Source organism: Telluria sp. B2, from assembly GCF_051789535.1.
Taxonomy (GTDB): Bacteria; Pseudomonadota; Gammaproteobacteria; order Burkholderiales; family Burkholderiaceae_D; genus Telluria.
Window position 1 is genome coordinate 417,729 of record NZ_CP196525.1, and the last position, 22,199, is coordinate 439,927.

At 65.2% G+C, this 22,199-nt stretch carries 20 protein-coding genes; 8 read left to right on the plus strand and 12 right to left on the minus strand.

Annotation, left to right across the window (positions count from 1 at the left end; genetic code table 11):
* The 7 genes from xrtA to ACSUZJ_RS01915 are packed head-to-tail and all read right to left on the minus strand — an operon-like array spanning window position 1 to window position 8,814.
* Window positions 1-1,545, minus strand: a complete 1,545-nt coding sequence (gene xrtA, locus ACSUZJ_RS01885; RefSeq protein WP_499412790.1) for an exosortase A — start codon at window positions 1,543-1,545, stop codon at window positions 1-3.
* On the minus strand, window positions 1,539-2,786 hold the full coding sequence (locus ACSUZJ_RS01890) for a TIGR03087 family PEP-CTERM/XrtA system glycosyltransferase (protein WP_499412792.1): 1,248 nt from the start codon (window positions 2,784-2,786) through the stop codon (window positions 1,539-1,541). The genes xrtA and ACSUZJ_RS01890 overlap by 7 nt, the downstream gene beginning before the upstream one ends.
* The gene (locus ACSUZJ_RS01895) at window positions 2,783-3,667 is read right to left on the minus strand and encodes an XrtA system polysaccharide deacetylase (protein WP_499412794.1); all 885 of its coding nucleotides are present in this window, start codon (window positions 3,665-3,667) and stop codon (window positions 2,783-2,785) included. Before ACSUZJ_RS01895 ends, ACSUZJ_RS01890 begins: the two co-directional genes overlap by 4 nt.
* Window positions 3,664-4,710, minus strand: coding sequence for an XrtA/PEP-CTERM system-associated ATPase (locus ACSUZJ_RS01900; RefSeq protein WP_499412796.1), 1,047 nt, complete (start codon window positions 4,708-4,710; stop codon window positions 3,664-3,666). Before ACSUZJ_RS01900 ends, ACSUZJ_RS01895 begins: the two co-directional genes overlap by 4 nt.
* 15 nt (window positions 4,711-4,725) lie before the next feature.
* Window positions 4,726-6,294, minus strand: coding sequence for a TIGR03016 family PEP-CTERM system-associated outer membrane protein (locus ACSUZJ_RS01905; RefSeq protein ID WP_499412798.1), 1,569 nt, complete (start codon window positions 6,292-6,294; stop codon window positions 4,726-4,728).
* A complete protein-coding gene (locus ACSUZJ_RS01910) occupies window positions 6,275-7,351 on the minus strand; it encodes an XrtA-associated tyrosine autokinase (RefSeq protein WP_499412800.1) in 1,077 nt (358 codons plus the stop codon). Before ACSUZJ_RS01910 ends, ACSUZJ_RS01905 begins: the two co-directional genes overlap by 20 nt.
* 17 nt (window positions 7,352-7,368) lie before the next feature.
* Window positions 7,369-8,814, minus strand: coding sequence for an XrtA system polysaccharide chain length determinant (locus ACSUZJ_RS01915; RefSeq protein WP_499412802.1), 1,446 nt, complete (start codon window positions 8,812-8,814; stop codon window positions 7,369-7,371).
* A gap of 477 nt (window positions 8,815-9,291) precedes the next feature.
* On the opposite strand from ACSUZJ_RS01915, the gene ACSUZJ_RS01920 reads away from it, so the two are divergent.
* The 8 genes from ACSUZJ_RS01920 (at window position 9,292) to pepA (ending at window position 15,791) form a co-directional block, all read left to right on the plus strand.
* Window positions 9,292-10,056, plus strand: a complete 765-nt coding sequence (locus ACSUZJ_RS01920) for a S1 family peptidase (RefSeq protein ID WP_499412804.1) — start codon at window positions 9,292-9,294, stop codon at window positions 10,054-10,056.
* 157 nt (window positions 10,057-10,213) lie between these two features.
* Complete coding sequence (locus tag ACSUZJ_RS01925) at window positions 10,214-10,828, plus strand: XrtA/PEP-CTERM system exopolysaccharide export protein (RefSeq protein ID WP_499416673.1); 615 nt, start codon at window positions 10,214-10,216, stop codon at window positions 10,826-10,828.
* Between the two features lie 224 nt (window positions 10,829-11,052).
* Window positions 11,053-11,691, plus strand: coding sequence for a hypothetical protein (locus tag ACSUZJ_RS01930; RefSeq protein ID WP_499412806.1), 639 nt, complete (start codon window positions 11,053-11,055; stop codon window positions 11,689-11,691).
* A 22-nt stretch (window positions 11,692-11,713) separates the two neighbouring features.
* Window positions 11,714-11,998, plus strand: a complete 285-nt coding sequence (locus ACSUZJ_RS01935; RefSeq protein WP_499412808.1) for an HPr-rel-A system PqqD family peptide chaperone — start codon at window positions 11,714-11,716, stop codon at window positions 11,996-11,998.
* Complete coding sequence (locus ACSUZJ_RS01940) at window positions 11,992-12,909, plus strand: HprK-related kinase A (protein WP_499412810.1); 918 nt, start codon at window positions 11,992-11,994, stop codon at window positions 12,907-12,909. The genes ACSUZJ_RS01935 and ACSUZJ_RS01940 overlap by 7 nt, the downstream gene beginning before the upstream one ends.
* Window positions 12,906-13,997 (plus strand): nucleotidyltransferase domain-containing protein, encoded by a 1,092-nt coding sequence (locus ACSUZJ_RS01945; protein WP_499412812.1) that lies wholly within the window; start codon window positions 12,906-12,908, stop codon window positions 13,995-13,997. Before ACSUZJ_RS01940 ends, ACSUZJ_RS01945 begins: the two co-directional genes overlap by 4 nt.
* 43 nt (window positions 13,998-14,040) lie before the next feature.
* On the plus strand, window positions 14,041-14,745 hold the full coding sequence (locus tag ACSUZJ_RS01950; RefSeq protein ID WP_499412814.1) for a GAF domain-containing protein: 705 nt from the start codon (window positions 14,041-14,043) through the stop codon (window positions 14,743-14,745).
* Between the two features lie 185 nt (window positions 14,746-14,930).
* Window positions 14,931-15,791 (plus strand): flocculation-associated PEP-CTERM protein PepA, encoded by an 861-nt coding sequence (gene pepA / locus ACSUZJ_RS01955; RefSeq protein ID WP_499412816.1) that lies wholly within the window; start codon window positions 14,931-14,933, stop codon window positions 15,789-15,791.
* A 166-nt stretch (window positions 15,792-15,957) separates the two neighbouring features.
* Here the strand turns inward: pepA and ACSUZJ_RS01960 are convergent, their stop codons facing one another.
* The 5 genes from ACSUZJ_RS01960 to ACSUZJ_RS01980 all read right to left on the minus strand — a co-directional run bounded on the left by ACSUZJ_RS01960 (window position 15,958) and on the right by ACSUZJ_RS01980 (window position 22,172).
* Window positions 15,958-17,022 carry a nitroreductase family protein gene (locus tag ACSUZJ_RS01960; RefSeq protein WP_499412818.1) on the minus strand — a complete coding sequence of 355 codons (1,065 nt, stop codon included), beginning with the start codon at window positions 17,020-17,022 and terminating at the stop codon, window positions 15,958-15,960.
* The gene (locus ACSUZJ_RS01965; RefSeq protein ID WP_499412820.1) at window positions 17,019-17,948 is read right to left on the minus strand and encodes a ThiF family adenylyltransferase; all 930 of its coding nucleotides are present in this window, start codon (window positions 17,946-17,948) and stop codon (window positions 17,019-17,021) included. Before ACSUZJ_RS01965 ends, ACSUZJ_RS01960 begins: the two co-directional genes overlap by 4 nt.
* Window positions 17,949-17,967: 19 nt before the next feature.
* Entirely contained in the window at window positions 17,968-18,624 is a 657-nt protein-coding gene (locus ACSUZJ_RS01970; protein WP_499412822.1) for an N-acyl amino acid synthase FeeM domain-containing protein, read from the minus strand.
* 246 nt (window positions 18,625-18,870) lie between these two features.
* Window positions 18,871-21,645: an XrtA/PEP-CTERM system TPR-repeat protein PrsT gene (gene prsT, locus ACSUZJ_RS01975; RefSeq protein ID WP_499412824.1), complete on the minus strand. Its 2,775-nt coding sequence runs from the start codon at window positions 21,643-21,645 to the stop codon at window positions 18,871-18,873.
* A gap of 215 nt (window positions 21,646-21,860) precedes the next feature.
* Window positions 21,861-22,172: a hypothetical protein gene (locus tag ACSUZJ_RS01980; RefSeq protein ID WP_499412826.1), complete on the minus strand. Its 312-nt coding sequence runs from the start codon at window positions 22,170-22,172 to the stop codon at window positions 21,861-21,863.
* Between the last annotated feature and the right edge of the window lie 27 nt (window positions 22,173-22,199).

A 22,199-nucleotide genomic window follows, 5' to 3' on the forward strand; every position in this document is an offset into this window, starting at 1 on the left:
TTACTTACCCCGTGCCGCCTCGAGCGTTGCTTCCAGCGGCGCCAGGTTGGCGCCGAGGAAGGCGCGCAGCGCGGCGCGCGCGGTGTCCGGATGTTCGCCGACCGGGGTGGCCACCATCAGGGCCGCGCCGTCGTCGCCGTGCATCATCAGTTTGGCCTGGGCCTGCCACAGCTTGCCGATGTAGTCGTTGGCCGTGAAGCGGCCGTCGACCCAGTTCCAGTGCCAGACCAGGTAGTTGCCCTGCGGGCCCTTGACGCGGGTCTCGCGCAGTTTCAGCTGGCGGCCGCCGATCTCCTCGGTGCGCACGCTCGAAGCCACGTGCTGGAAGCCCTCCTTGCGGTTGTCGACGCGGTTCACGGAGCTGATCAGGCGCTTGTCCGGACCCTGGTTGCGGTAGTACAGCACGTTCAGCTCCACGGGGGCGCCGGCGGCCGTGTAGGCGCCCTTCAGGGTGGCGTCCGGGGCCATGTAGTTCGGGCTCCAGGTCGGCATGCCGGTCGGGCGCGACACCAGGCCCTTGCCGTCCAGTTCGACCGGCGCCGGGTTGTGGGCCGCCTTGTCGCTGAGGATGGCCAGTGCCGGCCAGGCCGCGCAGACCAGCACGGCGGCGATGGCGGCGCCCAGGACCGGGCGGGAAGGCGTGGGCGAAGTGGAAACCGCGCTGGCAGCCGCGGAGGCCGGGACCGCCGGCACTTCGTCCTCTCTCCAGTAGCTGCCGATCCAGAACATGATGAACATGACCAGGCCGAAGAACAGCCAGCCGTAGATCAGGTGGTCGACGCCGGTGGCCAGGGCCATGTCGCTGGTGTGGCCGATCATCACGATCATGTAGGCGCGCAGGCCGTTGGCGATGATCGGCACCACGATCGACAGGCCGATGAACAGGGCGCGGCGCCAGAAGGAGCGGTAGCTCAGGTAGGCGTACAGGCAGCCCAGGGTGATCGAGGAAATCAGGTAGCGCACGCCGCTGCAGGCTTCGACCACCGACCAGTTCCCGGTCGGCAGCTCGAACATGGTGCCATTGCGCAGTACCGGGATGCCGGTCGCGCGCACCGCGGCGACCGTGAAGTCGGCGGTGAAGTTGATCAGGGGCTGGACGAAGACTTCACCGAAGGGCACGGCGAACAGCAGGAACAGCAGCGGGAAGGTCAATGCGCCGGCCAGCCGGCGTCCCAGCAGGGCCAGGGCCAGCACCGGGAACATCGCGACAAAGGCATACTGCATCACGACCTGGACTTCGCCCGCGCGCGCCACCAGCCAGCCGGCGCCGCACAGGGCCAGCAGGACCAGGGCCGGCCACCAGGGCGCGACCGGGATGCGCGAGAAGACGTCGCGCCGGCGCCAGATCAGCCACAGGCTGATCGGTGCGATCGCGTAGCCGTGGGCGAAGGTTTCCGAGCTGTTCCACACCGAGACGATCGAGGCGGCAGTGCTCCAGTACAGCAGGAGCGGGGCCAGCAGGGCCGCGACGATGATGGCCACGGTCGGAACCGACATGCGCTCGCGCGCAGCGCCAGAGAGCGCCTGGGTATCGTTCATCAGCATTCGAACCTCGTTTCGATCTGGGACAAATGGGCCGGCCAGCTGTAGCGGCGCTCGACGCTGGCGCGCGCGGCGCGGCCCATGGCCGGGTGGGGCGAACGCAGCAAGCCAATCACGCTGTCGGCGTAGTCGTTCGGGGCGTCGGCCACCAGCAGCTCGCGGCCTTCGACGGCGTCGATGCCCTCGAAAGCCTGGGGAGATGCGACTACCGGCCTGGCCATCGCCATCGCTTCCAGCACCTTGTTCTGGATGCCGCGCGCGATGCGCAGCGGCGCCACCGCGACCTTGCAATGCGCGAGGTAGGGCCGCACGTCGGGCACGGTGCCGGTGACGACGATGGCGTCGCTCGCCAGCGCCTGCACTTCCGGCGCGGGACGGGCGCCGACGATGTAGAAGCGCGCCTGCGGCACGGCCTCGAGTACGCGCGGCAGCACGTTGGCGGCGAACCACTTGACGGCGTCGACGTTCGGCCAGTAATCCATCGCGCCGGTAAACACCAGCGCCTGCTCGCCTTCTTCGAAGGGGTTGTCGTAGGCGCGGTCCGGGCTGAAGTAATCGGTGTCGACGCCGTTGTTGAAGAAGCCGATCTTGGCGCGGCTTTCCGGCGCCAGGGTGCGGAACAGCTCGGCTTCCGGGTCGGACACGAACAGCGAGGCGTCGAACTGGTCGGCCACGCGGCGCTCGTAGTCGAGCAGGTGGCGCGCCTCATGGCGGTAGACCCAGCTCATCGGCCACTTCTTCTTTTCGGCGTACTGGCGCCATTTGTCCGAGTCGACGTCGCAGAAGTCGATCACGCGGCGCGCCGCCGGATAGTCTTCGGCGTATTGCGCCATCACCGACGAGAACATCATGATACGGGCGATGCCGTGCTCGCGCATGGTCTTCGCCACCCAGGCCTTCATGTCGGCGTCGCGGTAGTAGCCCAGCGACAGCGACTTGCCGCTGGCAAGCGCCTTGGCGCTGCGGATCTTGCCCTGGGTCGGATTCAGGCGCACGAAATGGCTGCTGGCGCACAGGGCCTCTACCGTCGGCACGTACTGCCAGTCGTCCTCGTCGTCCACAAAAGTGGCCAAGTGCACGCGGTACTTGCCGGCCAGGTGCTTCAGCAGGTGATACGAGCGGATCTTGTCGCCCTTGTTCGGCGGGTAGGGGATGCGGTGCACCAGCAGCAGCAGGTCCGGCTTGGCTGCCTCGGCAATCGCCGCCGCCTTCTTTTGCAGTACGCCCTCGATGATCGAATTCATGGCCGTTCCAGGAAAATGCGGTCCATGCGGTCCCACGCGAAATCGCGGGCGAGGGCGGCAATGCGCCCTTCCATGCGCTCGATGTTGATGTAGTGGCGGAAGCGCGCCTTGGCGCCGAGTCCCTCCGGACGCGGCTGGCCGGGATCGACTTCCCACGGGTGGAAGTAGAACAGGGCCGGCTCCTTATCCATCTCGTTGACGCGCTTGACCATCCAGCGCGACAGCGCGTAGGGCAGCAGGCGGAAGTAGCCGCCGCCGCCGGCCGGCAGCTTCCTGCCTTTCAGTTCCACGGTCGTGATCGGGATTTCCAGCAGGCCGTCCGGACCGTTCGGATAGAACGCGAAGCGCGGCGCGTCGGGCATGCCGTAGTGGTCGTGGCGGATCGGGTAGATGCTCGAGCTGTAGCGGTAGCCCGCTTCGGTCAGCGCTTCCAGCGCCCACAGGTTGCCGTGGCCGATCGAGAAGCTCGGCGCGCGGTAGCCGATCACTTGCTGGCCGCCGATGTCTTCCAGCAGGGCTTTCGAGGAACGGATGTCGTTGTCGAACTCGGCGCGGCTCTGGTCCGAGGCGCGCAGGTGGCCGTAGCCGTGGCTGGCCAGTTCGTGGCCGGCGGCGACGATGCGGCGCACCATCGCCGGATAACGCTCGGCGATCCAGCCGAGGGTGAAGAACGTCCCTTTTACGTCGTGCCGCTCGAACAGCGCCAGGATGCGCTCAATGTTGGCTTCGACGCGGCACTCGCGTTTCGGCCAGCTGTCGCGGCTGATGTAGGGCGCAAAGGCCGAGACCTGGAAGTAGTCCTCGACGTCGCAGGTCATGGCGTTGCGGATGCGCTCGCCCGGCTGGCGCTGCGGCCGGGCTGCGGGAGTCTGCATTCTCATTCCTGGGTATCCACGTGTTGGGCCGCCTGCGCTCCTTGCGGAGTGGCGACGATTTTTTTCAGGATCGACAGTACCGAAACGATCGATTTTTCGAGGCGCATCATGCGTTCGTCCAGCATCTCGGCGCTGTCGCGGCGCCCGGGCAGTTGGCCCAGGCCGTCGTCGCCCAAGGATCCACCCAATGAGCCCCCCAGCGTGTCGGCAGCCGGCGTGCCGACCGCGGTCGGCAGCTGGAATTCCTCGCTGATGTCGCTGATGACGGTCTTGATGTGGGCCTCGTTGAACTCGTGCAGCTCTTCCAGGTAGCCCATCAGCAGAACGCGGTCGAGCAGGGTGTTGGTCTTGCGCGGGATGCCGCCGGTGTGGGCGAAGATCGCCGCATGGGCGCCGTCGTCGAAGGCCGGGTCACCGTTCCAGCCCACCGTGTGCAGGCGGTGCTCGATGTAGGCGCGGGTTTCCTGGGCGTCCATCGGGCCCAGGTGGTAGCTGGCGATCACGCGCTGGCGCAGCTGCTGCATGGTCGGGCTATGCAGGGTGGCGCGGAACTCCGGCTGGCCGAGCAGGAAGGTCTGCAGCAGCGACTTGTCGTCGGTCTGGAAGTTCGACAGCATGCGCAGTTCCTCGACCGTCTGCGGCTTCAGGTTCTGGGCCTCGTCGATGACCAGCAGGGCGCGCTTGCCCTGGCGGTCGACCGCGCGCAGGAACTGCTCGAGACGGGTCAGGAGGTCGGTCTTGCTCGCGCCTTCGTACGGCAGGCCGAAGCCCGAGACCACCATGCGCAGGGTGTCGTCCGGATCGAGGTGGGTGTTGACGATGTGGGCGGCGACGATCTGGTCCGATGGCAGCTTGTTGAACAGGTTGCGCACCAGCGTGGTCTTGCCGGCGCCGACTTCGCCGGTGATGACGATGAAGCCTTCACCCTGCGACAGGCCGTATTCCAGGTAGGCCATGGCCCGCTTGTGGCCCTTGCTGCCGAAGAAAAAATGGGGATCGGGGCGCAGCTGGAAGGGCTTGGCCGAGAGTCCGTAATAGCTTTCGTACATCGTGTCACTCCGTATTTAGAGCTGCACCGTCAGGGTGGCTGCGACGGCGTTCTCGGTGTAGTCGCGGCGCCGCACTTCGCTGTTGCCGTCCGTGCGGCGCAGTTCGAGGGTGCCGCGCACCGAGCGGCCAAAGCTGTGCGTCAGTCCGAGTCGCAGCGAGTTCTGTTTGCTTTCGAGGTCGGTATCGATCGAGCGCGCCCGGGTCGCCGACAGCGAAACGAGCGCGTTAGAGCGCGCGCTCAGGCGGTAGGTATAGGCCGCAGTCAGGCCGTACTGGCGCACGTTGTCGTTCAGTGCGCTGAGCTGGCTGCCGAGTAGTTCGCTGTCGCTTTCCGCCGACGACAGGGCGGTACGCCCGCTGGCGTAGGCCGACAGCACGGCGTTGCTGTGACGCCAGTTGAACGCGGCCGAACCCTGCAGCAACTTCTGGCGCATGTAGCGGTTGGTCAGGTAATTGATGGTATCGGCCAGCGTCGGCGGCAGTCCGGCGGCGCGTATATAGCCCTCGATCGCCTGGCGTCGCAATACCGGATCGGGGATCGACGACGCGAACAGCGAGTCGAGCATCGATGCGGTGTCGATCGCCGCCGGCAGCGAGAACTGCGAGCGGGTAGTGGTAACGGCGTCCGAGTAGCCGAGCCGCCAGGTGCTGTGGCGGCTGCGGTGCAGGGCCATGAGCGAGCCTGTATTGCCGAGATAGTGGCGCCCGACCGACATCTGCACGCTGGTGCGCGCCGATGGCGCCCAGGCGAAGCCAGTCGACCAGCTAACGCCCGAGGTGCGTCCGCCCAGCGCCTGGTAGTCGTACTTGTCGTGGCCGACGTTGGCTGTCAAGCCCAGCGTCGGAGCCACGCGGTAGTTCAGGCCCAGCATCGCATTCTGCATCGAGGAGTCGCCGAAGCCTTCGTTGTCGATTTCCTGGCGCGCGTAATGCAGGGTCCAGCCGACATTGCGAAAGCCTGGGCCGCTGATCAGGTCGAAGGCGACGCCATCGGACGTGCTGTCGCCAAAGATGCTGCGCGAACCGGTGTCGACGCTGTCGTGGCTGTAGCGCAGCGTGCCGGAGGCGAAGCTGCCGAAACGGTGAGTCAGGTAAGGGCTGATGCGCCAGGTCTTGACGTCGGTGGTGTTGTCTTCGCTGTAGCGGTTGCCGTTGGCGTCCTCGATCAGCGGACCGAAGGCCGAGATGCTGCGTGCGCTGGCGCCCGCGCTGGCGTCCACATAGAACAATTCGTCGATCACGTTGACGCGGCCGTTCGCATCGTAGCGCTTCTCGCTGGTGCGCAGGCCGGGCACGTTTTTCTCGCTATAGTCGTAGTAGAACAGGCGCGCCTTGGCGGTGAAGTCCACCCGTGCGCTTTTCGCCTTCACGTCGATTCCCGGCACCGCTTCGGTCACCCAGGACGAGCGCTTGTTGCCGTCGTCACGCAGGTTGACGTTGTCGGTATAGGATTCGCTCAGGCTGAACGTCGGGGTGACGGTCAGTTCCGCGTGGGCGGGAAGCGCCGCCAGTAGCGCCGCCGCCATCGGTGCCAGGCACAGCGGGCGCGGCAGGCGCGAGCGCTTAGCCGTAGTGATAGTCATACGTCTCTTCGATGCCGGGGATGTCCCGGGCCTTGTTGTAGATGAGGTTGACGTTGCTGCAGCCTTCCAGCTGGCGCAACGATTCCTTGACCGCGTGCTGGGTCGTGGTCTGGGCCTCGACCACCACCACGATCTGGCCCATGTGGCCGGCCAGCACGCGCGATTCGCTGGTCAGCAGCAGCGGCGGCGAATCGAAGATGATGACGCGGTCCGGATAGCGGTGCGCGATCTCGGTGACCAGGTTGCTCATCGTCGAGCTGGCCAGCAGCTCGGTGGCGCGCGGCGTGCTGGTGCCGGCCGGCAGGATGCTGAGGGTGTCGACGTTGGTGCGCAGCATGACGTCGGCCAGGTCGAGCTTGTCGTCGAGCAGGATGTCCATCAGGCCGCGCTGGGCCGGCAGGCCGAGCGTGCGCAGCACCGAGGGACGGGCGACGTCGGCGTCGACCAGCAGCACGGTGTGGTCCAGTTCCATGGCGATGCTCATCGCCAGGTTGATCGCGCAATAGGTCTTGCCTTCGCCCGGCAGCGAACTGGTGATCATGATCAGGTTGTTCGGACGGTCCGGCGCCGAGGTTTCCCCAAAAGCACGCTTGAGCAGCGGACGCTTGATGACGCGGAAGTCCTCGAGCAGGCTGGTGCGGCCGCTGGCGGCGGTCACCATGCCGGCTTCGCGCATGCGCACCAGGTCGAGGTCGACCTTGCGCGCGTTCGGCTTCGGCGCCGCGCCGCGGGTGGCGCGTGCCTGGGCCGCAGCCTGCGTCGAGGCGGCAGGCGCGGCGGAAGCCATCGTGGGGGCTGCCGCGCCGGACGAAGTACCCGACGCAAGGGCCGCAGCCGCGGCTTCGGCCGGGGTCGGCGCGAAGGTCTCGATCGGCGCCGGACGCGGCGCTGGCGCCGGGCTGGCGTGCGGCGCAGCCTGCGGGCTCAGGGCGAGGATCTCGGCTTCGAGGTCGGCCGGGAGCTGCGCCGGGATGTTGGCCGGGGCATGCTCCGGGGTGGCCGGCGCGGTGTTGCGGGTGTGGTCAATGCGGCTTGCCGCTTTTTCGATAATGCTCACATTCGCTCCTAGAATTCTTACAGGCCCGGGCGGGCCACCATCGTCGCCACGCCGACGCCATACACGCCGATCAAGAGCAGCACGGTGGCGGCCAGGCCGTACAGGCGCTTCTTGCGGCGCACCTTCTGGTCATCGGTCCAGTGCATGTTGATGGTGCCGAGGATCGGCACGCCGGTCACTTCACGCAGGGCCGCCTGGCTCAGGAAGGTCGGGCGGAACTGGCTCATCAGGAAGGCGCTGGCCAGGCCGGCCAGCAGCGCAACGATGAAGGCGGCGGTGAACAGCACCGGACGGTTCGGACCGGTCGGCACCAGCGGCGCCGTCGGCGGCTCGATCACGCGGAAGCTCAGGATGTCGGTGGCCGAGGACAGGTCGCCCGACAGGCGCGCCTGCTCGCGGCGCTCGACCAGGCGCTGGTAGTTCTCGCGGTTGACCTGGTAGTCGCGGTTGAGCTGGGCCAGCTGGGCTTCGACTTCCGGCGCGGTGGTGCTCTGGTTGCGCAGGGTGTTGACGCGCTGCTGGTATTCGTTGACGCGGGCACGCAGCGAGGCAACACGCGATTCGGCGTCCGACAGCGACACGTTCAGCTGCTGCATCATCGGGCTGGCGGCAAGGTTCGGGTCAGGGCGGCCCTTCTTCGCGTCTTCCTTCTTGCGCTCCTCCAGCTGCTCGAGCAGGCGCTTGGTGGCGATGATGTCGGGATGCTGCTCGGTGTACTGCAGGCGCAGGGTGTCGAGGTTCTTCTGCGTGGTAGCGATGCGTTCCGCGAGTTCCGGGTCGACCGGGCCCGCGCCGTCCTTGCCGCCACCGGTCATGCGGCGGCGGATCGCATTGCGCGCCTGCTCGGCCTCGGCCAGCTCCAGGCGGGCCTGGCTCAGGGCGTCGTTGGCGCTCGCCACCTTGCTGCCGAAGTCTGCGCCTTCGCGCGGCAGCAGGCCCATGTTCTTGATCTTGAACTCTTTCAGCGTGTTCTCGGCGGCGGCCAGCTTCTCTTCATAGCTGCGGATCTGGTCGTCGATGAACTGGACAGCTTTGTCCGATTCCTGCTTCTTGCCGCCGAAGCTGCCTTCCATGAAGATGCTCAGCAGCGACTGCACCACATCCTTGCCCAGCTTGGGATCGGTCGCCTTGTAGCTGATGGTGTAGATGTCGTCGCGCTCGGTGCCGGCCAGGGTGATCTTCGACATCAGGTTGTCGATCATCTTTTCCTTTTCGTCGGCGGTGCGCGCCTTGACGTCGAGGTCGGTCATGCGCATGACCTTCTCGATGTTCGGCCGGCTGATCAGGGTCTGGCGCATGAACATCACCTGCTGGTCCAGGTTCGGCAGCGAGGTCATGCCCGACAGCAGGGGCTTGAGCATGCTCTGGGTATCGACGTAGACACGGGCGGTCGTCTCGTACTGGTTGGGCATCCTGAGCACGATTGCCCAGCCGATCAGCGCCACCACCCAGGTGATGATCACTGCGTGCCAACGGTATTTACCGATGGCCTTGAGGAAATTCAGGATAAGGGCTGTTATTTCTGCCATCTCGTCAGTCTCGCCATGAATACCCGACGCAAGCGCGCCAGGCACAACAATCAAAACAAAGAACCCGCATCATCGCTTGTTGTTTGTGCAATTGCAATTGCGTGTCGGAAAAGCGTGCTAATAAACGCGCCAAGTGGCATCGCTTACAACACAAATTCCTATCTGCAACGCATAAAAAACCGGTTTAGGGGTGCCTGACACTGTATTATTGTCGTCAAGCAAACTTCAGCGGGCTGCAAATGTTGCACTAGTTCAACCGTGAAAGTTCCGGGAAAAGTCCTATGGGTCGCTTTGCTCAACATCAAGCTGATGTATTGTAATGTTTAAAATACAAAAGGGTCTGCACGATTGATTCCTATTCGAAATAATGAAATTGCAAGCCCGGCAAGGGCTGTACGGACGCGCCGCCGCATGCTCGGCACCATGTTGCTGGGCCTGGCCGGCACGCTGGTCCTGCCATTCGCGCCGGCGCGTGCCGACGGCCTGGTGCGCACGATCGCCGCGGTCAAGCCTTCGGTAGTCGGGGTCGGCACCTTCCTCAAGACACGCAGTCCTGCGGTGATGTTTACGGGCACTGGCTTCGCCGTCGGCGACGGTCTGAGCATCGTCACGAATGCCCATGTGGTGCCGGACCGGCTCGACGGCGCCAAGATGGAGCAGCTCGGTGTAGTGGTCGGCAGCGGCCAGGAATTCAGTTTCCGCCCGGCCCAGTTGGTCGCGCTGGACCGCGAGCACGACCTGGCTCACCTGCGCCTGGAGGGCGGCCCGCCGCTGCCGGTGCTGGCGCTGGGTGACTCGCGCGCCGCCGCCGAAGGGCAGGCGCTGGCGTTCACCGGCTTCCCGCTTGGCATGGTGCTGGGCCTGAACCATGTGACCCACCGCGCCACGCTGTCGGCCATCACGCCGATCGTCATGCCCTCGCTGAGTTCGCGACGAATCGACGCGCGTGCCATTGCCCAGCTGCGCCGTGCGCCTTTCAGCATCTTCCAGCTCGACGGCACGGCCTACCCGGGCAACAGCGGCAGCCCGGTCTACAACCCTGATACAGGCGAGGTGCTGGCTGTTATTAATATGGTGTTCGTCAAGGGACTGAAGGAAACAGCGATCTCCGCCCCCAGCGGCATCACCTACGCGGTACCGGCGCAGTACGTACACGAACTCCTGCAACGGAAGTAAAAAAAGAAAAGTATTTCAATCGTGCACGCCTTTTTCAAAAGCACGATTACGATACAATACGCCGGTTTGATGGCTAAATAACAATTTTGTGGCATTCATAACAGCGGGGCGCTGTCGGTCGCTGCATGCCGGGAAAGGAATTGACGTGAGCAAGATCATGACGAATCTGACGAAACTGGCGCTGGTCGCCGCCTGTGGCCTGGCCCTGGCCGGCTGCGCAAGCAAGCCGCCGGCGCCTTCGGCCGCCGCGATGGCCCAGGCCGCACCGGCCGACTACCTGATCGGACCGGGCGATGCCGTCAACATCATCGTCTGGCGTAACCCGGAGGTGTCGATGTCGGTGCCGGTGCGCCCGGACGGCAAGATCACGACCCCGCTCGTCGAAGACCTGCCCGCTGCCGGCAAGACCTCGACCGAACTGGCGCGCGACATCGAAAAGGCGCTGGCCAAGTTCATCCAGCAGCCGGTCGTGACCGTCGTGGTCACCGGCTTCGTGGGCAATTACGGCGAGCAGATCCGCGTGATCGGCCAGGCCGCCAAGCCGCAAGCGCTGGCCTACCGCCGCGACATGTCGCTGATGGATGTGCTGATCGCCGTCGGTGGCGTCACCGAATTCGCATCGGGTAACAAAGCCAGCATCATCCGCACCATCGACGGCCGCCAGGAAAAGCTGAACGTGCGCCTGGATGACCTGATCAAGGAAGGCGATATCTCGGCCAACATGCCGATGCGCCCGGGCGACATCCTGGTGATCCCGGAAAGCTTCTTCTGATTCGCTTCTGTTGACCTGATTGATTGTCGGGTTTTCTTACAACGACGCCCTGCTGGCGTCGTTGTGTTTTGGTCCTTGCCGTTGCCTCGTCAGGCTAAGTACTTGATTCATTGTTGCATTTGGTCAATTTCACTCCGCTGGTATGGGGCTTGCTTCAACGGTAAACGAGGCGCGTCACCGGACGCGGCTATGGCATACTTTCGATGAATCAGGAAAACGTCGATATGGAACATCAAGCAGACCACAGTGTGAATCCGCCCCAGGCACATGGGCCCCACGATGTGCCGCAGCTCGACGCCCGCGGCGCGGCGCGGCGCCGCTTCACGCGTGCCGGCGTTGGTGCGGCCGGTGTCATCCTGACCCTGCACAGCCAGCCCGGCATGGCAGCGGAGCAAGTTCTCACCTGCGCGACGCCGTCCGGTTTCATGTCGATCAAGACCGCCAGCCATAATCCGCAGAATTCGTGCACCAACAACCGCTCGCACGGCTATTGGAAGAACCATGAAAGCGCCTGGATAGCGAGTGCCGGCACCAGTCCGGATACCAAGTTCGGGGATGTGCTGGCGGCGCGCGGCGATTATGTTGGCCTGGCAAGCTACACCCTGATGCAGGTCATTGCCCGTCCGAAGGAGGCGAAGGAGGTCAAGGAGATCGATCGCAACAATGTGGCGATGCAGATCGTCACTGCGCTGCTCAATGCGCGCTCCTCGGCCCGCGCCGGCATCCCGAGCGTGCTGCCGGAAGACAAGGTCGTCGCCATGTGGGACGAGTTCACCCTGACCGGCGGCTACAAGCCGACCGGCAGCGCCACCCCCTGGACCGGCGCCGAGATCGCCGGCTACCTCGAGACCACCTTCCGCTAGGATGGGCGGCCCTTCGTGACGCATGCGTAGTTCGCCAATCTGGCGCCTGGCCCCCGGGCAGCGCCTGGTGCACCGCTGCCACGGCGGCGAATGCGTGCTCTTCAATGACCTCTCGGGCGACACCCACCTGCTGGACGAGCTCACCCTCGGCCTGCTGCAGACGCTCGGCGAGGCGCCTCAGTCCGCCAGTTCCCTGGCGGGCGGCGGCGCCGATTCGCTCGACCCCGACCCCGACACCCTCGCTGAGCTCGACGAGCTGCTGGCCAGCCTCGCTGCCCTGAACCTGATCGAGGCGGTGCCATGCTGACCGTTGCCAGTCTCGGCCGCCGTGAACTCGGCGCGCGCCTGCGCGGACCTGGCCTGCGCCTGCAGACCGGTCCTTTCGTGACCTGCGTGAAAAGCGCGCTGGCGCCGCTGGCCGATGCCCTTGCCGCCATGTACGCCGACTATCCGGTGCTGGAAGAGGGCACGCTGGCCGACTTCCACGTGCGCCTGTCCGGTTCGCGCGGCCTGCGCCGCCTGGTCCGGCCCCAGGTCCACTTCCACTACGACGGCATGATGCCGTTCCAGCCGCTGCCCCTGGACCAGACTTTCCCCATGTTCGAATGGGCGATGAACTGGTGCGTGTCGAGCCAGGCCCATTCCTGGCTGGTGATCCACGCGGCCGTGATCGAGAAGGGCGGGTGCGCGGCGATCCTGCCCGCGCCGCCCGGTTCCGGCAAGAGCACCCTGTGTGCGGCCCTGGTCAACCGCGGCTGGCGCCTGCTGTCCGACGAACTGACCCTGGTGCGGCTCGACGACGGGCGGATCGATCCGCTGCCGCGCCCGGTGAGCCTGAAGAACGCTTCGATCGGCATCATCCGCGACTTTGCTCCCGCGGCCGCGTTCACGCGCCCGGTGGCCGACACCATCAAGGGCACCGTGGCCCACATGCGCGCGTCCGGCGAGAGCGTCGCGCGCGCGCTGGATCCGGCGATCCCGGCCTGGATCGTGTTTCCGCAGTGGCGCGCCGGCGCGCCGGCCACGCTGTGCGAGGTGCCGCGCGCACGCGCCCACCTGCGCCTGGCCGAGAACGCCTTTAACTATAGCCTGCTCGGCGAGGCCGGTTTCCAGGCCGTGGCGCGCCTGGTGGAACAGGTGCGCACCTTCGACTTCAGCTATGGCGTGCTGGACGACGCCGTCGCCGTCTTCGAGCGCCTGCTGGAGCAGGGCGCGTGAAGGCGCCGCTGCTGTTGCGCGCGCTGCGCGAACCGGCCGCGATGGCCGCTTTCAGCGAGCGCGACTGGGATCTGCTGCTGCGCCAGGCCAGCGCCGCCAATCTCGGCGCCACCCTTGGCCTGCTGGCCGAGGAGCACGGGGTGCTGGCGGCCTTGCCGGCGCGCGCACGGCGCCGCCTGGGTTGGGAGCGCACGGTATGGGAACGCCACCTGCGCGCGGTGCGCTTCGAGCTGCGGCAGGTGCGGCGCGCGCTGGCCACGACTGGCCTGCCGCTGATCCTGCTCAAGGGCACGGCCTACGCGGCCGCCGGTCTTCCCGCCGCCGCCGGCCGCCTGTTCTCCGACATCGACATCCTGGTGCCGAAGGAGCGCCTGGCCGATGTCGAAAGCGTCCTGATGCTGCACGGCTGGGCCGGCACCCACCACGACGAGTACGACCAGCGCTACTACCGCGAATGGATGCACGAGCTGCCGCCGCTGCAGCACATGCGGCGCAGCAGCGTGATCGACGTCCACCACGCGATCCTGCCGGAAACGGCGGCGGTGCGCCCTGACCCGGCGCGCCTGCGCGCGAGTGCGCGTCCGATTCCCGGCGCGGACGGCCTGTATACACTGGCGCCCTGCGACATGGTGCTGCACAGTGCGGCTCACCTGTTTTCCGAAGGCGAGTACCATCATGGCCTGCGCGACCTGTTTGACCTGCACCGCCTGCTGCGTCATTTCGGCGCTCAACCCGGCTTCTGGGCGACGCTGCCGGCGCGCGCCCGGGAACTGCAGCTGGCGCGTCCGCTCTTTTATGCGCTGCGCTACTGCACCGGCCTGCTCGGCACCCCGGTGCCGCAGGCGGTGCTGGAGGAAGCAAGAAGCACCAGCAATGGGGCGCCGAGCGCGCCTTTGCTGATGCTGATGGACGCGCTGTTCGGGCGCGCGCTGCTGCCGCCGCACCCAAGCTGCGCCGATGCGTTCGACGGCGCCGCCCGCGGTGCGCTCTACATCCGCGGCAACTGGCTGCGCATGCCGCCGCTGATGCTGTCGCGGCATCTGTTTCACAAGGCATTCCTGTCCCCGAAGGCCGAGCCGGCACGCTAGCGGCGCCGCCGTCGGGACGCAACCGTCGACGACGAGGTGACACATGAAAGCGGACCACGGCCTGATGCGCCTGCACGACCTGCAGCATTTCCTGTCCAGCGGTAGCCTGGAAGACAGTTTACAAGGCCAGGCCCAGCAATGCGCCCACATGCTGGAAGCGGACAGCTGCTCGATCATGCTGCTCAGCGGCGGCAGCGGCGAAGACCTGCGCCTGCGCGTGCACGCGCGCACCGGCGACCTGCCCGAGGCCGTGCTGGCGGCCGACATCGGTCGCGGCGAAGGCATCAGCGGCCAGGTATTGGCCAGCGGCGAGGCGCTGCTGGTCGAGGACATCGGCAACTCGGCCTATGCCCTGCTGGCGCGCCGGCCGCGCATGGCCGGCCGCAGCCTGATGTCGGCCCCGATCCGCATCGAAGGACGCATCGTCGGTATCGTGAATGTTGCCGGCAGCACGTTTGTGCGGGACGACCTGGTGTTGCTCGAGGTGATCTGCCTGTTCATCGGCAAGAGCATCCAGGTGGTGCAGTTGCAGAAGCTGCTCGATTCGCGCTTTGCCCAGCTAGCCCTGGCCCACGAGACCGAGGAGGCAGGGCGTACCGCCTACCGCAATCCGGAAGAGGTGGCGCGCATTTTGGCGCGATCCTTCTTCAAGGAACTAGTCAAGGCAGGTTTCGAGGCGCCCCAGATCGTCGGTGCGGCCAGCGAAATCATCGACCAGCTCAACAACAAATTGCATCAAAAAAAGTAACAATGCCTATTGACATTTTCTAAAAAGAAATGTATGTCGATATACTTTACACAATTGTTGGGGGAAGTTTAACACCTTGTGCTAAGTGGTTGATTTCAAAAGAAACACAAGAGCTGGCACGACCATTGCTAATAGATGGGTGTGTTTGCCAAAAACCGATCAACCACAGAACGAGGATACCAATCATGAAATTTCTGAAGAAACTGACCTGCGCAGCAGCTGTAGCAATGTCGATGGCTGGTGCCGCTCACGCCGGCCCGGTCCTGAATGACTGGGTGTTCAACCCGACCGGCGGTGGCTACGAAAGCGGTCAGGTCATCAACGAATACCTGGACGTCAACGGCAACGCGTTCATCGAGCTGACCCCGACCGGCGGCACCAGCTTCTCGTTCCGTGAGCACGCTGTGTTCAACATCGTCCAAGCCGACTCGAACGGCATGCTGTTCCCGCAAAACTTCGCTGGCGGCAACATCACCGCGACCTTCGAAGCTTTCGGTACCGGTAACTTCAGCGGCGCCTTCTCGTTCACCGGCGGCACCATCCGCATGTACCAGAACCCGACCGACGGCCAGTACGCCGGCACCGAAGGCTACTACGGCGCCAACCTGGGCAACCTGATCGCCGAGTTCAACGTGCTGGCTGGCGGCGGTGGCCTCGTCGATGCAAGCGGCTCGCCGGTCAACAACGGCCAGGTGACCGTCAACGCCAAGGCAATGCCGGGCATGCTGGAAGCTGGCTACTTCTTCAACGCCAACGGTGAAGACCTGTCGATGGAATCGATCCTGTCGTTCGCCTTCACCAACGCCAACACCGTCGGCGAGCCGACCAACCGCCTGGTGAGCGAAGTGGCCTGCCAGTTCGCCGGCTTCGGCGGCGCCGGCTGCAACGGCGAAGCTTACGCCAACGCTCCAGGCCAGTACTTCTTCGTCTCGAACAACGGTCAGTTCAAGCTGGCTGAAGTTCCAGAGCCGGGCTCGCTGGCACTGTTCGGCATCGCCATGCTGGGCGCCGGCGTCGCTGCACGCAAGCGCGCCAAGAAGGCCTGATTCGGGCTTTAGCGCATGAGAAAGAGCGGGCTTGCCCGCTCTTTTTCTTTTCCGCTTCCCTTTTCGCTTCTTCGCTGGTGCGGCATTGCACAAGCTGGGATCAGTGGCAGGGATAAAAAAACGGCAAGCATTGCTTGCCGTTTCTTTTGCGACTGAACTGATCGGTTCAACGCTTCATGAGTTCCGCCACCGGACGGCGCACCGAGCGCGAGGTCGGGCGCGGCCCATAGCCCATTCGTCCCATGTAGACCGGATGCCCGGCGCCGTCGAAGATCAAGGCCTCGGTCTGGCGCTGGAGGTCGCGCGCGGCCTGTTCCAGGCGCGCGTTGGACGTGAAGCGCGTGCGCTCGCGCGCATACTTGGAGAAGATCAGCGGCGTCATTTCCGGCTGCATGTACAAGCCGAGCGTCGTCATCGTCAGCCAGAAGCGCTGCAGGCTGCGGCCGGCGGCCACGTAGTCGTCGATCGATTCCGGTTGGCGTTTCGCTTTCAATACGAAGTGGGCGGCGCAGGCCATGCCGGGCGCCAGGTCCATCTGCAGTCGCGGCGCCCAGGTGCCCATCAGCGTGTTTACGGTCGACATGCGGCGCCAGCTGACCATTGCCCATTTCATGAGATGCAAGGTCATGGCGTCGACCCCGAGCGCGTTGGCCGGCACTTTGTCCGGGCTTTCGACGCGGTTCTCCCAGTCGATGATGCTGCGGTGGGTTTCAAAAGCTTCCGGCATCGTCAGGCGCAGCTTGGCGTTGTTGTACATCAGCCGGGCCGCCTGCCACTTCTGTTCGCGGCTCTCGAGCCAGGACAGGGTGTAGTCGGGCGCCACCGTCGCTTCCAGCAGGCGCTTGTGCTCGGCGCTGAGCGGCGTGGTCTTCATCGGGCGGCGTTGCACACGGCGTTCCTCGATCGCCGCCAGCAGCGGACTCGGTTTCAGTGCCGGGTCCGCATGGAAGCGCACGTCGAATTCCGGATGGGTCTCGCGTCCGGCCGGACGGCGCGTGATCTCGGCGCGCAGGCCGTGGGCGCTGGCGGCGATCGCGATGGTTTCGAGCAGCGTTCCGAAGGCGATCTGGCTCGGATGGCCGTCGAGGTCGTAGACGCAGTGGTCGCGCGTATCGTAGGCGTGCACCACCAGGTGGTCGGGCGCCGCGATCTCGAAGCGCCAGGTCTGCATGTTGTCGCCGCTGGGCGCCCAGCGCGCCAGGTCGAGGATTTTTTCAACGGTCGTGCTCATTGCTTTACTCCGGCGGCTGCCAGGTCCTTGGCCAGCTGCTTCTTGCCGATCGAGATCATCAGGCGGTGCAGGGGATTTTTGTTGCCGCCCGGGCGCCAGGTGCGCACCAGCTTGTTGCGGTAGGCGTCGAACTGCACGCCCCAGGGCGCGGCCAGCACCTTGCCGCGCCCGAGCAGGATCTTGAGCGCCTCGGTGCCCATCACGCCGGCGCACAGCTGGCAGGCCATGATGGTCGAGGGACCGCGCCGCTCGACGAAATTGACCGCTTCCGGCACTACCAGGTAGGGCCGGTGCAGGCCGGCCGGCGCCAGGCCGACCACGAAATGCACCGCCTTGTCGGTTTCCGGCAGGTCTCCCCACTGGAAGTATTCCTCGAAAGTCATTCTCCCCGGCATGAAGTTCAGCAGGGCCGCGCCCATGCCCAGCGGCGCCACCGTGCTGGCGGGAATGCCGAGCCTGGCGCACAGGGCGAAGGTCTGCTGGCGGATGTCGAAGGCGAAGAAATCGAGGGCGTCGACGTACATGTCGACGCCCTGCAGGAAGGCGTCCAGGTTGCCGGCATTGATGCCTTCGCCGAAGACCACGACCTCGCACTCGGGATTCACGTCGAGCAGCATGCGGCGGATCACCTCGGCCTTCGGCTGGCCCAGGGTCGAGACCATGGCGCCGACCTGGCGGTTGAAGTTGGGGACGTCGAAAATGTCGAAGTCGGCGATGTGGAATTTCGTCACGCCCAGGCGCGCCAGGGTCATTGCGTGCACGCCGCCGACCCCGCCGCCGCCTGCGATCGCGACACGCTTTTGCCGCAATCTTGCCTGCTCCTCCTTCGTGACCCAGCCAATATTTCGGGAAAACGCCTGCTCGTAGGGGAAAGGAGTGCTCATGTGCGGAAAAAGAATACGGCGGGAGGAAGAATGGGCGCCCATGGCGCCCGAATGGATGGAATTACGCGACCTGCTGTTCGTCGATACGGCGCAAACGGTTGATAATGCCCTGTTCCTCGCGTGGCGAGAAGAAATACGGATAGAAGGAACGCTCGTTGGTATTCGTGCTCCAGGTGCCGCCGAGATTCTTGATCTGCTCCGTTACATATTCGAGGCTGATACGCAGGAGGTAAGCCGGCGCATTCACGCGCGGATTGGTCTTCAGGTCGCCGACGCGTTCGAAACCGAGCATGTGCTCGTAAAAGCGCCGGTGGCGCGGATTGACTTCGATGACGATATCGGTGCAGTCGTGGATATCGCGCGCATAAATCACGGCCAGGTGAAACAGGTTGGCCAGCGAGGTTTTCGAGCGTACCGTCGGATCGAATGCCAGCTTGGTGAATTCACACAGCTTGGCGCCCCGGCCACGGTACACGTCGAGTTCTTCCTTGAAAATCTGGTCGGCCATCAGGCCGATCGGCGAGTCGATCCCCAGCGTCAGCGTGCCCACCACATCGCCCTTGTCGGTGGCGGTGAGGGTGATGCGGTTGGGATCGTCCGTGAACTGGTGCGTCCCCGCGTAGCCGCGCCAGGCGTACATTTTGTTGACCAGCATGCTGGCCGAATTGCGTCCTTTCGCCGTATCGGTAAGCCGGATTCCATATGAATCTTGGTTCACGATAACATCCTCTAATCCTGAGTTCGCCATATTATCGCGATCCTCGGAAACATGAGCGTTCGATAGAATTTCGACGGAAACTTCCCCGTTTTCCTTCACATCTTCGGAATTTGTCATCGCGGACACCTTCGTTTTACGGCGCCGCCGCTGCTGCGGCGAGGCCCCGTTCTGGCCCAATGCCGCGCTCCATCCGGTGCCGGAAAAAGCGCGGTCCTCTCGGTTTTTATTCGCTCAAATAGTAGAGCGTTATAGGGTTTTTAGCAACGAACGCGCTTCGTCCAGCTGGGCGAATGGCTTGTTCTGGGCGAGCAGGGTTTCCAGTTCCTTGCGTGCTCCTTTCTTGTCGCCCGATTTATGCAGGCCGACCGCCAGGTGATAACGGATTTCCGGCGCATTCGGATTGGTGCCGACCGCTTTTTGCAGCAAAGGCAGGCCGCGTTCGACATTGCCCTGTTCAATCAGCATCCAGCCCAGCGTGTCCATGACCGACGCATTGTTCGCCGCGATCTTGTAGGCCTGTTCGGCGGTCGCCAGTGCGCGCGGATCCTTTTCCTGCTGGTAGGCCCAGGCCAGGTTGTTCAGCGCCGCGCCGTTGTTCGGGTTGCGCTTGACCAGGGCCTCGAGGATGGCGATGGCCGGCTTGTACTGCTTCTCGGCCATGTGCGACTCGGCCAGGTACATCTGGACCGTCGCGTCTTCCGGGTTCTGCTTGGCCCAGGCCGCGATGCGCTGCTGCGCTTCCCTGGTCTTGCCCATCTTGCGCAGCGTCTCGGCGCTGCGCATCAGGATCGCGCCCGACTTGGTGATTGCGAGCGCCTTGTCGTAGGCGGCCACGGCCAGTTCCGGTTTCTTCAGCGCCTGCTGCAGGTCGCCCTCGAGCAGGAAGCCGACCGGCGAACCCGGGGTCTTCTGCTGCAGGTCGCGCGCCATCGCCAGCGCCTCGTCATGGCGGCCGCGGCGCATCGCCAGTTCGACCTGGGCCACGCGCGCCTGCAGCAGGTCAGGCTGCAGTGAGACCGCGCGCTTGAGCGCATCGGCGGCGGCGCTGTCGTTCTTCAGCTTGACGTGGGCGCTGGCCAGGCGCATTTGCGCCAGCGCCGATTTCGGCAGCACGTTGACCAGCTTGCTGTAGCTGTCGAGGGCGCCTTGCGCATCGTCATTGGCCAGCTGGGCCTGGCCGAGCAGGTCGAGCAGGTCGGGGTTGCTCGGGTTCGAGGCCTGGAACTTGCGCGCCAGCGTCAGCGCCTTCTGCTCCTGCTTCGTGCCGAGGTAGTGGCTGCCCAGTTTCAACACGGCCGGGATCGCATCCGGGTTCTCGGCCTGGGCCTTTTCCAGCCAGGTCGTCGCTTCGTCCGGCTTCTGCTGCAGCATGGCCAGGTCGGCCAGCGCGGCCATTGCGCCGAAGTTCTTCTTGTCCTTTTCCAGCAGCGCTTCGAAACGCTTGCGGGCGGCGTCGGGCTTCTGTTCGCGCAGGTCGAGCTGGGCCAGGTTGGCGGCGGCCGGGAAGAAGGTCGGCTGCAGCTGCAGCGCCTTCTCGAAGGCGGCGCGCGCGGCCGGCACGTCGCCCTTGGCCAGGTGCACCGAAGCCTTCAGGTTCTGGGTCTGCGGATTGTCCGGCTGCGCCTGTTCGAGCTTGGCGACGGCGGCCAGGGCCTTGTCGTAGTGCTTCAGGCCGAGTTCGGCCTGCACCAGCGCGGTCAGCGCGCGCGGGGATTTCGGATCGAGTTCGGCGGCGCGTTCGAGTTCGTCGATGGCCCTGGCGTTGTCGCCCTGGCTCAGGCGCGACAGGCCGAGCGAGGTGTGTACTACGGCGGCGTCCGGCGCCAGCTTGGCGGCCTTCTCGAACAGCGCCGTGGCCTTGCCGAAGTCGCGCGCCTGCATGTAGGACTCACCGGCCAGCGCCAGCAGCTGCGGGTCGTTCGTGTTGTCCAGGGCCGGGGCCAGCGCGGCGACCGCGTCGCCCGGCTGCGAGCCCTTGAGCAGGGCCTGGGCCAGCAGCTTGCGCGCATACAGATTGTTCGGGTCGGCCGCCAGGTATTTGCGCAGGTAGGCTTCGGCCTGGCCGTTCGCACCCAGGTTCAGTTCGACCGCGCCCGACAGCAGGATGCTCGGCAGGTGTTCCGGCGCGCTCTTGAGGATCTTCTGCAGCGATTCGCGCGCTTCCGGATACTTGCCCTCGGTGTAGTCGACCAGCGCCTGCGCGTGGAGCACGCTCAGGCTGTTCGGCGCGGCCTTGCGGCCGGCTTCGATCTCGGCACGCGCTTCGGCGTACTTGCCCTGCTCGATGCGGATATACGCCTTCTCGACGTTGGCATTGCGGTCCTGCGGACGCAGCGCCAGCACCTTGTCGAAGGCTTGCACGGCCTCGTCCGCCTTGCCGGTGGCGCGCAGCATGCCGCCGCGGAACATCCAGACTTCGGGGTTGTTCGCATCCTTGGTGGTCGCCTCGACGGCGTAGCGCTCGGCGGCTTCGCCGTCGCGGTTCACCAGCGCGTGGCGCGCCAGGCCGGTCAGTGCCGCGCCGCTGTTCGGCTGCAGCGCCAGCGCTGCCTCATACGCTTTCTTGGCGTCGGCCTGCTGGTTCTGCGCCAGCAGGGCGTCGCCGCGCAAGGCCAGCAGCGGCGCCGACTTGGCGACCAGCTCGGGCTTGAGTTCGTCGAGCGCTTCCTTGAACTTGCCTTGCATCTGCAGGGCGCGCGCCAGCTCCGGCAGCACGCGCTCGGCGGCGCCGCCCAGGCTGGCGGCCTTGCGCAATTCCTTTTCGGCCGACACCGGGTCGCCGGTCTCGACATACAGGGTGCCGAGCGCCATGCGCGCTTCGACATCTTCGGGGCTCTTCGCGACCGCGTTCTTCAGCTGGATGAGGGCGGCCTTCTGGTCGCCTTTCTGCTGGTACTGCTTGGCTTCGGCGAGCAGGGTGGCGGTCGATTCGTCGCGGCTGCAGCCACCCAGACCGGCGAGCAGCAACGCGCTCGTCACGACGGCGGTGGTGAGTTTGATCTTGGAGACTTTACGGGACATGGGTTCCTCAAGGTGTGTGCTGACGCCGTCCGGAAGCCGGTCGACGAGTTTCCTAACTATTAATAATACCTCAAGGAATGGCTTGTATCCCGCACAATGGGAATCGTGTTGCGTAAGCGCGATTTCTCCTCGGAACGAAGCGGCGTACGGCCGCGCACGCTCGGCCAGGCCAGGCGGCGCGTGCGTATGGACGGCAGAACGGGAAAAAAAGAGGCTTATTCGGACTCGCCCTTGCGCAGGCGGCTCAGCAGGGCCTCGACGTTGTCGCCGACCGGCAGGCCATGACGGCGCAGCAATTGCACATGCAGCACCAGGTTCTCCAGCACCAGCTTGGCCGACACCGCGAGCAGCGTCATCAGGCGGTCTTCGGTGCTGAAGTTTTCCATCGCCGCGGCCATCTCGCACAGATGGCTCGCCACCAGCTGGCGCAGGTCGTCCTCGGCAAAGGGCAGGTCGGCAAAGTCGATCGGGTCATCCTGTTCGACTTCGCGCATCAGTTCCGCAAGGTGTTCGGGCTTGATCGGCATGCGTGGCTCCGCAGGTGGTGGTGAGGC

Excerpts from the sequence above, each read along its gene's own strand:
- xrtA (WP_499412790.1), bottom strand. The coding sequence starts at position 1,545 with ATGCTGATGAACGATACCCAGGCGCTCTCTGGCGCTGCGCGCGAGCGC.
- ACSUZJ_RS01890 (WP_499412792.1), bottom strand. The coding sequence starts at position 2,786 with ATGAATTCGATCATCGAGGGCGTACTGCAAAAGAAGGCGGCGGCGATT.
- ACSUZJ_RS01895 (WP_499412794.1), bottom strand. The coding sequence starts at position 3,667 with ATGAGAATGCAGACTCCCGCAGCCCGGCCGCAGCGCCAGCCGGGCGAG.
- ACSUZJ_RS01900 (WP_499412796.1), bottom strand. The coding sequence starts at position 4,710 with ATGTACGAAAGCTATTACGGACTCTCGGCCAAGCCCTTCCAGCTGCGC.
- ACSUZJ_RS01905 (WP_499412798.1), bottom strand. The coding sequence starts at position 6,294 with ATGACTATCACTACGGCTAAGCGCTCGCGCCTGCCGCGCCCGCTGTGC.
- ACSUZJ_RS01920 (WP_499412804.1), top strand. The coding sequence starts at position 9,292 with ATGCTCGGCACCATGTTGCTGGGCCTGGCCGGCACGCTGGTCCTGCCA.
- ACSUZJ_RS01925 (WP_499416673.1), top strand. The coding sequence starts at position 10,214 with ATGACGAATCTGACGAAACTGGCGCTGGTCGCCGCCTGTGGCCTGGCC.
- ACSUZJ_RS01930 (WP_499412806.1), top strand. The coding sequence starts at position 11,053 with ATGGAACATCAAGCAGACCACAGTGTGAATCCGCCCCAGGCACATGGG.
- ACSUZJ_RS01935 (WP_499412808.1), top strand. The coding sequence starts at position 11,714 with ATGCGTAGTTCGCCAATCTGGCGCCTGGCCCCCGGGCAGCGCCTGGTG.
- ACSUZJ_RS01940 (WP_499412810.1), top strand. The coding sequence starts at position 11,992 with ATGCTGACCGTTGCCAGTCTCGGCCGCCGTGAACTCGGCGCGCGCCTG.
- ACSUZJ_RS01950 (WP_499412814.1), top strand. The coding sequence starts at position 14,041 with ATGAAAGCGGACCACGGCCTGATGCGCCTGCACGACCTGCAGCATTTC.
- pepA (WP_499412816.1), top strand. The coding sequence starts at position 14,931 with ATGAAATTTCTGAAGAAACTGACCTGCGCAGCAGCTGTAGCAATGTCG.
- ACSUZJ_RS01960 (WP_499412818.1), bottom strand. The coding sequence starts at position 17,022 with ATGAGCACGACCGTTGAAAAAATCCTCGACCTGGCGCGCTGGGCGCCC.
- ACSUZJ_RS01965 (WP_499412820.1), bottom strand. The coding sequence starts at position 17,948 with ATGGGCGCCCATTCTTCCTCCCGCCGTATTCTTTTTCCGCACATGAGC.
- prsT (WP_499412824.1), bottom strand. The coding sequence starts at position 21,645 with ATGTCCCGTAAAGTCTCCAAGATCAAACTCACCACCGCCGTCGTGACG.
- ACSUZJ_RS01980 (WP_499412826.1), bottom strand. The coding sequence starts at position 22,172 with ATGCCGATCAAGCCCGAACACCTTGCGGAACTGATGCGCGAAGTCGAA.